We start from the raw sequence: 14306 nt of genomic DNA, 5'->3' as shown, positions 1-14306 counted from the left end.
AGTTGACATGGCGCCGTTTTGGGCACAGGTCTCCGGTCGAGGACGCCGCAGAGCGTTTCGCCATTGGGAGAAGATAGGATGAGGAAGCTGCTGCTTTCCGTGTCGGCCATGGCCCTGCTGGGGCCGGTGCCGGTTTTTGCTCAGACAACGACTGCACCTGTCGACGAGGCGGCCGCCGATGCATCGGGCGCCGAGATCGTCGTCACCGCCGAACGCCGCACCACCAGCCTGCAGCGCAGCAGCGTCGCTGCAACGGTGCTCACCGGCGAAGATCTGGTGCGCAAGGGGGTCAACAGCGTCGAGGGGCTACAGTTCGCCTCGCCCTCGCTGACGGTGAACACGACGGGGCAGGGGAACGCCTTCAACATCCGCGGCATCGGCAAGACCGAACAGACGAGCGCGATCGGCGTCGGCGTCATCACCTATCGCGACGGCGTCGCGACCTTGCCCGGCTATTTTCAGAGCGAGCCCTATTACGACATCGCCAGCGTCGAAGTGCTGCGCGGACCGCAAGGGACCTTCGCGGGCGGCAATGCGACCGGCGGCGCGGTGTTCATCACCCAGCAGAACCCGACCTTCGATCGCGTCGGCGGCTATTTCCTCGCCCAATATGGCAATTACGACCATATGAAGCTGCAGAGCGCGCTCAATATCCCGCACAGCGACACGCTCGCGATCCGCTTTGCCGGCAATATGGAGCGGCGCGACACTTTCTACGACATGTCGGGTCCGTGGACCGGCAATCCCGGCAACCGCCGCGATTACAGCGCGCGCGTCAGCATCGCGTGGGAGCCGACGCCCGAACTCACCGTGCTGCTGAAGGGCGATTACAACAATATCGAATATGGCGGCCTGCCCGCGAGCCGCGCCACCGAAACCGGCGATCCGCTCGATGTCGCGAGCGACGCCCATCTCAGCGGCCGCGACGAATTCGGCCGCGTCGTGCTCAACGTCGCATATAAGTTCGACAGCGGCTTGACGCTGCGCTCGATCAGCGGGTTTCAGCGCGGCACGACGCAGATATCCTATGACTCCGACGGCACCGCCACGATCATTCCCGCGCTGTCGTTCCGCGACAATATCAGCGAGGAAATCTGGAGCCAGGAATTCAACATCGTCTCGCCCGACACCGGCCCCTTCACCTGGGTGCTCGGGGGCTATTATCAGCACGACAAGATATTCATCCCCGAAAACGGCGGCTATTATTCGGACGCGACGCCGAATACGCCGACCGCCCTCGATATCGAGATCGTCGGCACCAATCCGAAGACCGCGCTCGCGGCTTTCGGGCAGGTCGGTTACGAACTGGCCGACGGGTTGCAGATCACGGTCGGCGGGCGCTGGTCGCGCACAACGTCGGCCAACGATGCCGAAGCGCGGGCCTATTTCACGGGCATTCCCGGCCCGATCCTTGTGCTCCCGCAGGTCGACCGGACCGTCAACAAAAAGGTCAATGGCAAGGTCGCGCTGAACTGGACCGTCGATCCGAACCATTTCCTCTATGCCTTCGTCGCCACCGGCAGCAAGGCCGGCGGCCTCAATGGTCCGAATATCCTCGGCCGGACGCCGTTGGCGTTCGATGCAGAGGATGTCACTGATTTCGAGCTTGGCTGGAAAGGCACCTTCTTCGACGGCCATCTGCGGACGCAGCTTGGCGGCTACTACAACCTCTACAAGAATTTCCAGGTCAGCATCGTCGACCCGGTTTCCCCGAGCATCTCGTCGATCTTCAACGTGCCTGGCACGACCAAGCTCTATGGCGTCGAATTTTCGGCGCAGGGAAGCTTCGACCGCTTTTCGCTCGATCTCGCGGGATCGGTGTCCAATTCCAAGCTCGGCACCTTCTTCGCGGCCGATCCGCGGCTCGGCGGCGCACCCGCCCCGTGCAGCCCCGAAAACGGTCCGGCGACGCCGCGTTGCCTCGACCTGACCGGGAACGAACAGGCCTATGCGCCCAAGCTGACGCTCAGCGCAGGCGCCCAATATGCCATCCCGCTCGGCGGTGATGCCACACTGACGCCGCGCGTCGACTTCGCGCATATCGCGGCGAGTTGGGGCAGCCTGTTCCAGAACCGGCTGTTCGGCGACCGGCTGGAGGCGCGCAATATCCTCAACGCCCAGTTGACGCTGACCACCGGCGACTGGTCGATCGCGGCCTATGGCACCAACCTGACCGACCAGCATTATGTCGCCGCGATCAACGGCGCGCGCCGCCTTGCGGGGGCGCCGCGCCAATATGGCCTGCGCGTCAGCCGCAATTTCTGATCCTCCCTCGCGGACATGGCCACGTCCTGGCCATGTCCGCCTCTTTTTTCCGGGAAATAACGCGCAATGCCGGCAGCTTCGTCCCCGTCTGTTTCTCCTGCCGGCCGGCAGGGCGATCGCTATGGCTGGTTCGTCCTTGCGGCGCTGTGCTTCGTCTACGTCCTCAACTTTCTCGATCGGCAACTGCTGTCGATCCTCGCCAAGCCGATCCAGGACGACCTCGGCATCACCGACGGCGAACTCGGGCTGCTCGGCGGGCTCTATTTCGCGATATTCTATTGCGTCCTCGGCATCCCCGTCGCGTGGCTCGCCGACCGCACCAATCGCGTGCGCGTGCTTTCGGTCGCCTGCGCGCTGTGGAGCGCCGCGACGATCGCGTGCGGCATGTCGACGACCTATGTTCAGCTTGCCGCCGCGCGCATGGGGGTCGGCGTCGGCGAGGCGGGCGGCGTACCGCCCTCCTATTCGATCATCTCCGACTATTTTCCGCCCGAACGGCGGGGGCTCGCGCTCGGCCTGTTCAATCTCGGCCCGCCGCTCGGGCAGGCGCTGGGCGTGGCGTTCGGGGCGAAGGTCGCTGCCGCCTATGACTGGCGACTGGCTTTCCTGCTGCTCGGCATTGCGGGGCTGATCGCCGCGGCGGGCGTCTGGGCTTTCGTCCGCGAACCGCGACGCGGGGCGACCGACGTCGTGCGGACGATCGAGCCGGCTGGCGATGCGCCGACCTTTGGCGCGACGATGAAGATGTTCTTCGCGCGCCCCGATCTGACGCTCGTCTCGCTCGCTGCGGGCGCGACCCAGTTCGTGACCTATGCGACGCTCGGCTTCACGACGCTGTTCCTGATGCGTGAAAAGGGCATGACGCTCGACCAGATCGCGATCTGGTACGCGCTCGTCCTCGGCATCGGGGTCAGCGCGGGCATCTATCTTTCGGGCCGCCTCGTCGACCGCTATGCGGCGCAGCGGCCGGAAGCCTACGGGCTGATCCCCGCGATCTCGCTGCTGCTTGCGGTGCCCTTCTTCATCGGGTTCGTCCACACGCCGGCATGGCCGCTCGCGATGCTCTTTCTGCTCGGGCCGACCTTCCTCAACTATTTCTACCTGACCCCGGCGGTGACGTTGGTCCAGAACGCGGTGCCGGCGCGTCAACGGACATTGGCCGGCGCGGTGCTGCTGCTGATCATGAATCTGATCGGGCTTGGCCTCGGTCCGACCTGGCTGGGCGCGGTGAGCGACTGGCTGAAGCCGACGCACCCCGACAACTCGCTCCAGCTCGCCTTCTACAGCCTCGTTCCCTTCTATTTCGTTGCGATCGCGCTGCACCTCGCGCTCGCGCGCGTTCTCAAACGAAAGGCAAGTCGTGAAGCTGCCTGAGGCTCCGCTTCGATAACCGTTCCCGTCGCCCCATATATAGAAGAGACATGCCCGTGATTTCCGGTAATCCGCAACCCTATGCGCTGACGCTCGACAAATTTCTCCGCCATGCCGCGAAATGGCATGGGCAGCGCGAGATCGTCACCGGCGCCGCCCCGGCGCGGACCGACTATGCCGGGCTCTGCGAGCGCAGCAACCATCTGTCGGGGGCGTTCGCGGCGCTCGGGCTTCGCGAAGGCGATCATCTTGCCACCCTCGCGTGGAATACGCAGGCGCATATGGAATGCTGGTACGCTGCGATGGGCGCCGGCATCGTCTGTCACACGCTCAACCCCCGGCTGACCGCCGACCATCTTGCGAAGATGATGCACCGTGCCGGCAACCGCGTGCTCGCCGTCAGCAGCGGGCTCGCGCCGCTCGTGCAGGATCTGGTGGGGCAGTGCCCCGCGATCGAGCATGTCGTGATGATGGACGATGGCCCGGCGAGCGACGTGGTGCCGGTCGTGACCGGTGCGCGGCTCTGGCATCTGGCCGACCTCCTCGCTACGCACGGGGCGCCCACGGCTTGGGGCGGGTTCGATGAAAATGCGCCCGCGGGGCTCTGTTTCACCTCGGGCACCACCGGCGACCCCAAGGGCGTCACCTACACGCACCGCTCGAACTATCTCCACACGACGCATCTGCTGCAGGCCGACGTCATGGGGCTGACGTGCGAAGATTCGGTGCTCGTCGCGGTGCCGATGTTTCACGCCAATGGCTGGGGCTTTCCTTTCGCCGCGCCCGCGGTCGGCGCGAAGCTCGTGCTTCCCGGCCGCGACCAGGATGGCGCGAGCCTTGCGAAGCTGATCGCCGATGAGGAAGTCACCGTCGCGGCGGGCGTCGCGACCGTGTGGCTTGGCCTCGTCGACCATCTCGACGCGGTCGGCGGCGAACTGCCCTCGCTCAAGCGGCTCTTGCTCGGTGGCTCGGCGGTGCCGCAGGCGCTGATGGAGCGGCTGGAACGGCGGCTGGGCGTCACCGTCCAGACGAGCTGGGGCATGACCGAATTGTCCCCGCTCGGCGCGATGATGCCGGCGACCGCGAAAACCCGTGTCGCGGCTAAATCGGGCCGCCCGCCGATGGGCGTCGACCTGTTGCTCACCGACGCGCAGGGCGCGCCGCTGCCCGATCAGCGCGGCGGCGAGGGCCGGCTGTGGGTCAGGGGCGGCAGCGTCGTCGAACGCTATTTCGGCCACGACGAGAAAGCGACCGACGCGAACGGCTGGTTCGACACGGGCGACCTCGCGACGATCGACGCCGACGGCAATCTGTCGATCACCGGGCGCGCCAAGGACCTGATCAAATCGGGCGGCGAATGGATCAATCCTGCCGAAATCGAAGCTATCGTCGGCGGTCTGCCCGAGGTCGCGCTCGTTGCCGTCGTTGGCCGTGCGCACGAGAAATGGGGCGAGCGTCCGGTGCTGATCGTCGAACCGCGCGCCGGCGTCGAGGTCAGCGACGAGACTTTGCTCGATGCGCTGCGGGGACGCGTCGCGAATTGGTGGCTGCCCGATGCGATCGTCCGGCGCACCGCGATGCCGCTGGCGCTCACCGGAAAGATCGACAAAATGCGCTTGCGAGCCGATCATGGCTGAACCAATGACGACGCCTGCCCGCGGGCTTTTGTGACCCGCGGCGAAGGGGATAAAATGACCAAGGCGGTGAAGCAGACGAACCGGAGACGGCCGACCAAGGCCGACCAGCGCGCGGCGACGATGGAGCAGATATATGACGCCGCCGAAGAATTATTCTCGAAGCGTGGGCTCTATGGCGTCACGCTGAAGGAAGTCGCGGCGCAGGTCGGCGTCCACCAGTCGCTGCTCCATTATTATTTCAAGGACAAGAAGGAGCTGTTCGACGCGGTGATCGCGCGCCGGGCTTCGGTCACCGTAGAGCGGCGGATGAAGGCGCTCGATGCCTATGAAGCGGCGGTCGAGGGCCGGCCGTCGGTCGAAGGGGCGTTGCGGGCGTTTCTCGACACCGATCTAGAACTGTTTTCCGAAGGCGGAATCGGCTGGCGCCATTATGGTCAACTCGGCGCGCAGATGAGCAACACCGCCGAATGGGGCGCCGAATTGATGGATACCCATTTCGATCACGTCGTGTTGCGACTGATCGGAATCATCAAACAGGCGATGCCCGATTGCCCCGAGGAGGATCTTTTCTGGGGCTATCATTTCGTGTCGGCGGGGCTGATGCTGACGCTCGGGCGAACCGGGCGCATCGACAAATTGTCGGGCGGGCTTTGCCTGTCGGACGATTTCGAGGCGGTCAAGGAGCGTATGGCGCGTTTCATGGCGGCGGGTTTCATCGCGACCTGCGAGGCGCGCCGCGCGGCGCGTGAGGGCGGCAAGTGATCGCGCCGGCCGAGCGCCAGCCGAACTGGCTGCGCGGCAAGGCCGGCAGAATCCGCAAACGCTGGAAAATCCTGGCGACGATCGTCGCCCTGCTTGCGCTGCTGTCGCAATGTTCGATCACGAAAAGCCTGGTCGAAAGCACGCGCAAACCTGACGCGCCGTTCGCGCAGACGAAGGCGCCGCCCGCACCCGACTATGCACAAAAAGCGGCGTGGTTCGCGCTGCCCGGTGCCAATGGCCTCGAACGTTCGGTACCGCCGGGCTTTACGGCGATCGACGAAGGCGAGGCGCCCGCCGACGTCTTCTTCATCCATCCGACGATGTATTTGAAGAACGACGTGTGGAACGCGCCTTACGACGTCGAGGGTGCCTATAACGGCCCGGTGCTGCTCGCGCAGTTGTCGGCGTTCAATGGCTGCTGCCTGCTCTACGCGCCGCACTATCGGCAAGCCTCGCTCGCCGGGCTTCGCGACGGCGATGCCGTGGCGTTCGCCTATGACGATGTGGCTCGCGCGTTTCGCTATTATGTCGAACATTATAACGGCGGCCGGCCCTTCATCATTGCTTCGCACAGCCAGGGAACGGGGCACGCCGTTCGCCTGCTGCAGGAAGCCATCATCGGGACACCGCTGCAGGACCGGCTCGTCGCGGCTTATACGGTGGGGGCCTATACGCCCGCGAGCTTCGCTTCGCTCGGCCTGCCGACGTGCGACGATGCGCGCCAGACCGGCTGCGTGCTGTCGTGGAACGCCAGTCAGGAAGGCCGCACCGCCGCGTCGATGCTGACCAAGGACGTCGATTTCTGGTGGCAGGGAAAACGCGTCAAAAGCACCGCTCCGGCGATCTGCGTCAATCCGCTGACCTGGAACGAAAAGGGCATAGCGAACGCGGCGTCGAACCCCGGCAGCCTGCCGTTCCCGGAGGCGCCCTATCCCAGGCAGGCGGCCACGCTGGCGCCGCTCGAGAAGGGACTGACGGGCGCGCGGTGCACCGACATGCTTCTCGACGTCGATGTCGCCTGGGGTTCGCCGTTCCGCGATACGCTAAGCTGGCTGTACGGCAGCTATCACCGGAACGACTATGGCCTGTTCTATGCGAGCATCCGCGCCAACGCGATCGACCGCGTCGCAAGCTGGCAGGCGCGCCATCCGGATTAAGACGAAGTGGCAAAGGGGGTTTCCGTGATCCGTTCCATCCTTTTGCTGGCGTCATTCGGCGCTGCCGCGGGTGCCGCCGCCCAGCCGCAGCCACGCGTGGGCATGGTTTCCGATCCCTGTGAGGGGTCGGTGGTCGCGGTTCCGGATACGGTAAGGGCCCATTTCTATGCCCTCGTGACGATGCCGCAAACGCGAACACCGCCGCCGCCCGAGCTTGCCGTTTACCGCTTGGCGAGTGCCGAGGCGCGAAAGAGCGACTGGCCGGACCTCTGCCGTTATCATGCCGATAACGAACGCTTGCGCGCCGGCCCGAAGTCGGAACGGCGGGTCGTCTTTATCGGCGATTCGATCACCGAACTTTGGGTCCTCGGCGATCCGGACCTCTTCAGCAAAGGCATCGTCAACCGGGGGATCGGCGGCCAGACGAGCCCGCAAATTCTGCTTCGTTTTCAGGCCGACGTCGTCGCGCTGCAGCCGGCAATCGTCCACATATTGGCTGGCACCAACGATATTGCAGGCAACACCGGTCCAACCAGCACCGACCAGTATAAGGATAATATCAAGGCTATGGTGTCGCTCGCCAAATCGAACGGGATCGAGGTTATCCTCGGCTCGATTCCGCCAGCCGCACATTTTCCATGGAAGCCGGACCTGAAGCCCGTGCCGCAGATTGCCGCGTTGAACGATTGGCTGAGGAGTTATGCGGAGGCCGAGAAGCTTGAATTCATCGACTATCACGCCGTGCTGACCACTCGCGATGGTGCGACAAACGACGGGTTCAGCTTTGACGGCGTCCATCCCAATCGTCGAGGCTATCGACTGATGACGCGGGCCGTTCGCCGATCCTTGCCGGCCGAAGCTGGCTCCTCTTTGAGGAATGCACCGGTTCCTTGACGGCCGCCGTTCTCCTTCGCTGATGAGCGCACGGTCTGCAATCGCCATACACGCCAATCGAATTTCTTGCGAACCATTCTCAACTGCGCTAGCGGCGCGTTCGAAAAGGGGAAATGAGAATGATTCGCAAGATTGCGCTGGGGCTTTCCGCCGCGGCCGCTGCCATGGCACCGAACGCATTTGCCGAGGAAGCCGCCGACGGCGCGGGAGACGAAATCATCGTCACGGGGCGTGTGTCGAAACTCTATCGCGTCGAAGAGACGGCGAGCGGCAAGATGCCGACGGAGCCCTTGGCCTCATCGCAGTCAATCACGGTGCTCACCGCCGATTTGATCGAGGACCAGGGCGCGCGCGATGCGCAAGATCTTTATCGCAATATCTCTGGCGTCAGCTTCTTTTCCTATGCCGGCGTCACCGCGCGCGGCTTTCGGCAGCAGGAGAATTTCTACGACGGCCTGCGCGGCGATCCATATATCGGCTTTGCGGTGCCGCAGCTTTTCAACATCGAACGTGTCGAGTTCCTTAAGGGGCCGGCGGGTATGCTCTACGGACAGACCGCGCCCGGCGGCCTCTTCAACTATGTGACCAAAAAGCCGTCGCAGACTTTCTCGGCGTCGGCAAAGCTGGTCGCAGGGACCGAGGACCGATACGGCGGGCAGGTCGAGGTGACCGGTCCCGTCAACGATGTCATTTCGCTGCGCGGCGGCGCTTTCTTCGAGGACCGCGACTTGCCACGCAAGTTTGCAGGCAACAAGTCGCTGCTCCTCGACGCAGGTGCGACCTTCGATTTAGGCTTCGCGAAATTGACGACGCAGGCCTGGCGCATCGAGCAGGATCTGGCCGCCAACCGCTTGCGCGGCATCGCGGTCGATGCCGACGGCCATTTCCTTGCCGACCGGCGCTGGAACCATAATGAACCCAGCGACTTTCTCGATCTTCGCTCGACGGCGTTTCAAGCTAAGCTCGAGTTCGAGCCGACCGAGAATTTGAAGATCGACGTCGGCGGCCGCCGCATCGACGCCTCCGAGAAGCAGAAATATCATGAGCCGATCGCTTTGCTCGATCGGAACGCCGATGGCCGTTTCGACGCCGTGGCGCGCCAGTATCGCGACCAGTATCGCGGCACGAAGAGCTGGTCTTTTGGCGGCAACGCGGTGTGGTCGGCGCAGATCGCCGATGGCATTTCGAACCGCATCCTCGCAGGCTTCGACTACAGCACCGAGGACGCCACCTCGACCGCCACGTCGCTGACCGGCGGGGCCACGGCGGTCGCGGGGCGGCCATGCCCGCTCGATTTCGCGAACCCGGTCTATCGTGCCTGCGATCCTGCCGCCTATGACCTCCAGACGCCGACGACGACCTATACCGATACGAAGCGCAACGGCTTCTACCTGCTCAACGAACTCACGATCGGGCGGGTGATCGCGGTCGCGGGCATCCGCACCGACAGCTTCGAGGATGTCAGTATCGCGGCGAACGGCGCACGCACGCGATTCAAGGATCGCGACGAGAGCTACCGCGTCGGCCTTGTCTGGCGCGTGCGCGACGACCTGTCGCTGTTCGGTCAATATGCGACGAGCTTCGAGCCGCAGTCGGCCTCGGCGCAGGACCCGCGCGCCGGCGGGCCGTTTCCGCCGACGACGGGCGACATGTTCGAGGGCGGCGTCAAGACCGCTCTCCTCGGCGGGCGCATCCAAAGCGGCCTGTCGGTCTACCGGATCAAGCGGCAAAATTTGCTGCAGGCGGATCCGCTCGGCGACACGAATACGCCGCCGGACGGGATCAACAACAATATCGCCTTTGGCGAAGTTGTGTCGAAGGGCGTCGATGTCGATATCGCGGCCGATATCACCGACAATTGGGTGCTGACGCTGACCTACGCCTATAATGATACCAAGGTCACCAAATCGACTACCGACACCAATGGCGGCATCGGCAACGTCGTCGCTGGCGGCCGCTTTGCCAATGCCCCGAAAAACAAGCTCGGCTTCTGGACGCGCTACCAAATTCCGAGCACCGGTTTGGCCTTCGCGTTCGGCGGCGATTATGTGTCGAAGCGTATCAGCCTTTCGAACCAGCCGGTGAACCCTTATTTCGTGTTCGACGGATCGGTGACCTGGACCCGCGGTCCGTGGGACGTCCGGCTGCGCGTCGACAACATCTTCGACAAGACCTATGCCGCCTCCGGCTTCAACGATCGCGGCGGGCATTTCCCGGGCGAACCGCGGTCGGCCTTCGTCGAAGTGGGATATAAATTCTGACCGCCGCTGCTGCAGCTCCTCCTGTGAAAAAGAAGGCCAGCGGTCGCAGGCTGTGGTGGGCGGTTCACCAGTGGGTTGGACTGAAGCTCTCGCTATTCCTGGCCTTCATCCTGTTCACCGGGACGCTGGCCGTACTCAGCGCAGAGATCGACTGGCTGTTGCACCCGACGTTGCGCGTCTCCCCGTCCTCGGTCGACGGGCCGCCCCGCTGGGATTTGATCGCCGAAAATTCCGCACGCTATCCCGGCGTCGCGACGATCAATTATATCGCCCGCCCGACCGCGAGAGCGTTCGCTGTGCGCGTGGCGTTCCAGCGCGCCGATGAAAGCCGGGGCTATCTCCATGTCCATCCGACGACGGGGAAAGTGCAGGGCGAACAAAGCTTCGTCGATGCCCAGCGCGTGTTGCGGAATTTGCACCGGCATCTCAATTTGCCGGTCAAATATGGCATCCCGATCGTCTGCTCGCTGGCGATCCTGTTGTTGATCAGTCTCGTCACTTCGTTTGTGGTTTATAGGAAATGGTGGCGTGGCTTCTTCAAGCCGATCCGCTGGCGCGACGTGCGCACGGCGTGGGGTGATTTTCATCGTCTCGCCGGGGTGTGGAGCCTGTGGTTCGTTGCGCTCATCGCGCTTACCGGCCTCTGGTACCTTGTCGAGCAGCTCGGCGGAGAAGCACCCGGCCTCCCCGAGCCGACGAGCGAGGTTGCGGCTTTGCCGTCGGGGGCGGCAGCCACGAGCGCCGCCGACCGGTTAGCCGTCAGTCTTGCTGCAGCGCGTCGCGCCGACCCGACCCTTGTCGTAGAATCCGTCCAGTTTCCCGACGAAAAGTCGGGCGCCTTCGTTTTTCAGGGTCAGCGCAGCGCCTGGCTGGTCCGCCCGCGCGCCAATGCCATATGGGTCGACGGCGCGTCCGCGCGCGTCGTGATGGCCAGCGACGGCGGCGATCTGGGCGTTCATCAGCGCATTTCCGAAATGGCTGATCCGCTGCATTTCGGAACATTCGCTGGCTATTGGACGCGTATTCCCTGGTTCCTGTTTGGCCTCTTGATGACCGGTCTCGCCTTGTCGGGCGCGGCCATTTACTCGCACCGGATTGCGCACAGTGCTCGCGTCGCAGTGGCTCGCAGGCCGATTATGTCCGGAGTCTGGCTGGGTATGGGCGACTGGCGATGGCTCTCTCTAATTCTCGTCATAACCGGCGGGGTGATGATCGGCTGGATGTTCTACAAGGGTTGAAATGCCCGAACGTCCGCTATCGCCGGTCGATGCTCCGGGAGATGCAAATGACCGCTGCACGGCAGCGCGCGCGCGGATCGATGCCTTGCCGCCGCGGCAACGCGAAGTGTTGATCGAATTGGCCGCGGGCAATTTGAACAAGCAGATCGCGCACCGGCTCGGTATATCCGAACGCACCGTAAAAATGCATCGCGCGGCGCTCTTCAAAGCTCTGAAGCTTGAAACGACCGCCGACGCGATCCGGCTTTCGGTGGAGGCGGGATATTAAGTCGGCGGAGGTGAGGACGAGAAATTTGACGATCAATGCCGCGTTCACAGGACGAAATTCGACGCAGTTGTCCCCCAACGCCGATCGTGGTCACCGATACCGCGAGCTCGGGCGCTGCAAGACTGCTTTTGTCCCGTTGGCATATGGACTGTTGGAGTTCACCCTTCCCCGGACATTCATTCGCAATCGATCATCGGCAAAGTAAACGTGGGAAACGCTTGCCCGGCGTCCCTAAGCTGACGAGAGCTTCTCGCTTCTCCGTCCCTTTGCGCTCGTCCCAATATCGGGCGGGGCGCAGCTGGATGCGCTCGAATTCCTTCTCGCCCGTCTACCGTCCGAGGCGAGGGCAAGATCGGGCTTGCCTATATCTATTAGATAAATAATCAGGTGCGACGCTCGCGCAAGCATCATCGGCTGCGGCGCCGGCGAAGAGCTGTTATCCGTCGTGCGGAAGCGGCGGCGCGGAGAGGTGGAAATGCAGGATGACACGAATTTTGCCGGCCGGAACGTTCTCGTGGTCGGCGGATCGAGCGGTATCGGAAACGGGATCGCCCAAGGTTTCCGGATTCGCGGCGCCGAGGTTCATGTCTGGGGGACGCGAGCGGCCGCCTCGGATTATGATCCCGGCGAGGGTTCCGACCTCGCCGGGCTCGGTTATTCCTGCGTCGATGTCGGCGATCCCGCCGCGATAGAAGCCTCGGCGGCCCCGTTCGGAACGCTCGACGCGCTGATCCTTTGCCAGGGAACCGTCGTCTATGGCCGCGGCGAGTTCGAGCAGGACGGCTGGGACCGGGTCATGGCCGTCAACCTCGACAGCCTCATGCATATCGCGCGCAAGTTCCGGGGCCAGCTTGCGCAAGCGGGCGGATCCATCGTCATCGTGAGCTCGGTGTCAGGCTTGCGGGGCAATATCGGAAACCCCGCCTATGCGGCCTCAAAAGCGGGGGCGATAAGCCTTACCAGAAGCCTCGGTCAGGCGTTCGCTTCGGACGGCATTCGCGTCAACGGCCTTGCTCCGGGTCTCGTCGACACCAAGCTGACCAAGGCGACCACGTCGCATCCCGAACGGCTGGAGAAGAGCCTGGCGTCGATCCCCCAGCGCCGGATGGGAACGCCGGGCGACATGGCGGGCGCCGCGGTCTTCCTCGCGTCGCCGCTCGCATCCTATGTGACCGGTCATACCCTGGTCGTCGATGGCGGGCTGACGCTCTGAACCTTCCCTTAGATCGCCAGCACGGGCAAGGTGTCACCCGCAGCGCAGCGGGGAGCTCGCGCCGGGCGGCGCACCAATATCGTCGCCTGCCCGAGCAGATTCTGCGCGGACGATTCCTGACGATCGAAAATGAGCGCCGCCCCGTCCACGATATCGCCGACCAGAAACGCCTCGCGCTCCCCTTGGGCCTCGACCTCCCGAGCCGCGGGTAAATACGTCCATGCGAGCCCGGATCGCGGCTCGCCGCCGCCGAGACCCGTCAAGAGCGGCGCGAGAAAAAGGCGTGCGACGGTCAGTGCCGCGGTGGGGTTGCCGGGCAATCCCAGGACATGCGCGTCGCCGACCTTGCCGTACCAGCTCGGCTTGCCAGGCTTGATCGCGACGTCGGCGAAGAGGAGACGAAGTCCGACCGGAACCAGCGCCGACCGGCCAAAATCGCGGTCGCCGCGCGAGGCGCCGCCGATGATGACGGTCACATCATCTTCCGTGGAGAAGGCGTCGCGAATGGCATCCGGATCGTCGCCCGTACGCGTCTCGCGCACTACGCACCCGCCCCATTGGTTGCCGAGGAGCGCGATCGCCGCCGTCAGACTGTCGGGGATGCGGTCCGCGCGACCGGCCGCCTCGCCGGGCGGGACGAGTTCGTCGCCCGTCGCGACGATGTGAACCCTTGGCCGTCGCCAGACGGTGACGTGCGAAACATCGCCGGCGGCCGCCGCGACGAGCGCGACGGGGGTCAACTCGCGACCCTTGTTCAGCAGCGTCCGCCCGGCCGTGAAGTCGGATCCGCGCCGACGCACATGGGGCTTGCTGCCGGGATCGGCGCGTATCTCGACCGCCCCGGCGATCTTCGCGCAATATTCGATCATGACGACCCGATCCGCGCCTTCGGGCAGGGGCGCGCCGGTCATCACGCGCATCGTCGATCCCCGGGTAACAGCCGTCGGCGCGACATCGCCGGCGACGATTTCGCCGAGCGAGGCGAAGCGCCGCAGCCCGGCGTCCAGATCGCGATTGCGCACCGCATAGCCATCCATCGCCGCGCAATCCCACCGGGGGCCGTCGATCCGCGCCACGACCGGCTCCGCCAGACGGCGACCGGCGGCCGCGCCGAGCGCAACGGACTCGTGTCCGAGCGCATTTGCCGCGTTCGACAGGATCGCGATGGCGTCGTCGAATGCCAGCGAGGCCCGGCACGGGGCCGCGCCCGGTCTGGCTAACTCGATGCGATGGCTCATGC

At 64.4% G+C, this 14306-nt stretch carries 11 protein-coding genes; 10 read left to right on the top strand and 1 reads right to left on the bottom strand.

Going from position 1 to position 14306, the window contains the following annotated elements; genetic code table 11:
* The first annotated feature begins 78 nt into the window (after positions 1-78).
* The 10 genes from VFG17_RS08125 (at position 79) to VFG17_RS08080 (ending at position 13066) form a co-directional block, all read left to right on the top strand.
* Positions 79-2265, top strand: coding sequence for a TonB-dependent receptor (locus VFG17_RS08125; protein WP_325028952.1), 2187 nt, complete (start codon positions 79-81; stop codon positions 2263-2265).
* Between the two features lie 66 nt (positions 2266-2331).
* On the top strand, positions 2332-3639 hold the full coding sequence (locus VFG17_RS08120; RefSeq protein WP_325028951.1) for an MFS transporter: 1308 nt from the start codon (positions 2332-2334) through the stop codon (positions 3637-3639).
* Between the two features lie 47 nt (positions 3640-3686).
* Complete coding sequence (locus VFG17_RS08115; RefSeq protein WP_325028950.1) at positions 3687-5273, top strand: AMP-binding protein; 1587 nt, start codon at positions 3687-3689, stop codon at positions 5271-5273.
* Positions 5274-5327: 54 nt separating this feature from the next.
* Complete coding sequence (locus VFG17_RS08110; RefSeq protein ID WP_325028949.1) at positions 5328-6035, top strand: TetR/AcrR family transcriptional regulator; 708 nt, start codon at positions 5328-5330, stop codon at positions 6033-6035.
* On the top strand, positions 6032-7192 hold the full coding sequence (locus tag VFG17_RS08105) for a DUF3089 domain-containing protein (RefSeq protein ID WP_325028948.1): 1161 nt from the start codon (positions 6032-6034) through the stop codon (positions 7190-7192). The genes VFG17_RS08110 and VFG17_RS08105 overlap by 4 nt, the downstream gene beginning before the upstream one ends.
* Before the next feature lie 24 nt (positions 7193-7216).
* Positions 7217-8086, top strand: a complete 870-nt coding sequence (locus tag VFG17_RS08100; protein ID WP_325028947.1) for an SGNH/GDSL hydrolase family protein — start codon at positions 7217-7219, stop codon at positions 8084-8086.
* A gap of 119 nt (positions 8087-8205) precedes the next feature.
* On the top strand, positions 8206-10347 hold the full coding sequence (locus VFG17_RS08095) for a TonB-dependent siderophore receptor (protein WP_325028946.1): 2142 nt from the start codon (positions 8206-8208) through the stop codon (positions 10345-10347).
* A gap of 23 nt (positions 10348-10370) precedes the next feature.
* Positions 10371-11585, top strand: a complete 1215-nt coding sequence (locus VFG17_RS08090; protein WP_325028945.1) for a PepSY-associated TM helix domain-containing protein — start codon at positions 10371-10373, stop codon at positions 11583-11585.
* A 1-nt stretch (position 11586) separates the two neighbouring features.
* The gene (locus tag VFG17_RS08085; RefSeq protein ID WP_414712937.1) at positions 11587-11853 is read left to right on the top strand and encodes a LuxR C-terminal-related transcriptional regulator; all 267 of its coding nucleotides are present in this window, start codon (positions 11587-11589) and stop codon (positions 11851-11853) included.
* 475 nt (positions 11854-12328) lie between these two features.
* Positions 12329-13066, top strand: coding sequence for an SDR family oxidoreductase (locus VFG17_RS08080; RefSeq protein WP_325028944.1), 738 nt, complete (start codon positions 12329-12331; stop codon positions 13064-13066).
* An 8-nt stretch (positions 13067-13074) separates the two neighbouring features.
* Here VFG17_RS08080 and VFG17_RS08075 read toward each other — a convergent pair whose 3' ends face one another.
* Positions 13075-14304: a molybdopterin molybdotransferase MoeA gene (locus tag VFG17_RS08075; protein ID WP_325028943.1), complete on the bottom strand. Its 1230-nt coding sequence runs from the start codon at positions 14302-14304 to the stop codon at positions 13075-13077.
* Positions 14305-14306 lie beyond the last annotated feature (2 nt).

It is taken from the genome of Sphingopyxis sp. (genome assembly GCF_035686825.1).
Lineage (GTDB): Bacteria > Pseudomonadota > Alphaproteobacteria > Sphingomonadales > Sphingomonadaceae > Sphingopyxis.
The sequence above is the reverse complement of the archived record's forward strand: the minus strand, read 5'-3'. Positions and strand labels throughout refer to the sequence as shown.

Coding starts and splice junctions, on each gene's coding strand:
- VFG17_RS08125 (WP_325028952.1), top strand. CDS start 79: ATGAGGAAGCTGCTGCTTTCCGTGTCGGCCATGGCCCTGCTGGGGCCG.
- VFG17_RS08085 (WP_414712937.1), top strand. CDS start 11,587: ATGCCCGAACGTCCGCTATCGCCGGTCGATGCTCCGGGAGATGCAAAT.
- VFG17_RS08095 (WP_325028946.1), top strand. CDS start 8,206: ATGATTCGCAAGATTGCGCTGGGGCTTTCCGCCGCGGCCGCTGCCATG.
- VFG17_RS08115 (WP_325028950.1), top strand. CDS start 3,687: ATGCCCGTGATTTCCGGTAATCCGCAACCCTATGCGCTGACGCTCGAC.
- VFG17_RS08120 (WP_325028951.1), top strand. CDS start 2,332: ATGCCGGCAGCTTCGTCCCCGTCTGTTTCTCCTGCCGGCCGGCAGGGC.
- VFG17_RS08075 (WP_325028943.1), bottom strand. CDS start 14,304: ATGAGCCATCGCATCGAGTTAGCCAGACCGGGCGCGGCCCCGTGCCGG.
- VFG17_RS08080 (WP_325028944.1), top strand. CDS start 12,329: ATGCAGGATGACACGAATTTTGCCGGCCGGAACGTTCTCGTGGTCGGC.
- VFG17_RS08110 (WP_325028949.1), top strand. CDS start 5,328: ATGACCAAGGCGGTGAAGCAGACGAACCGGAGACGGCCGACCAAGGCC.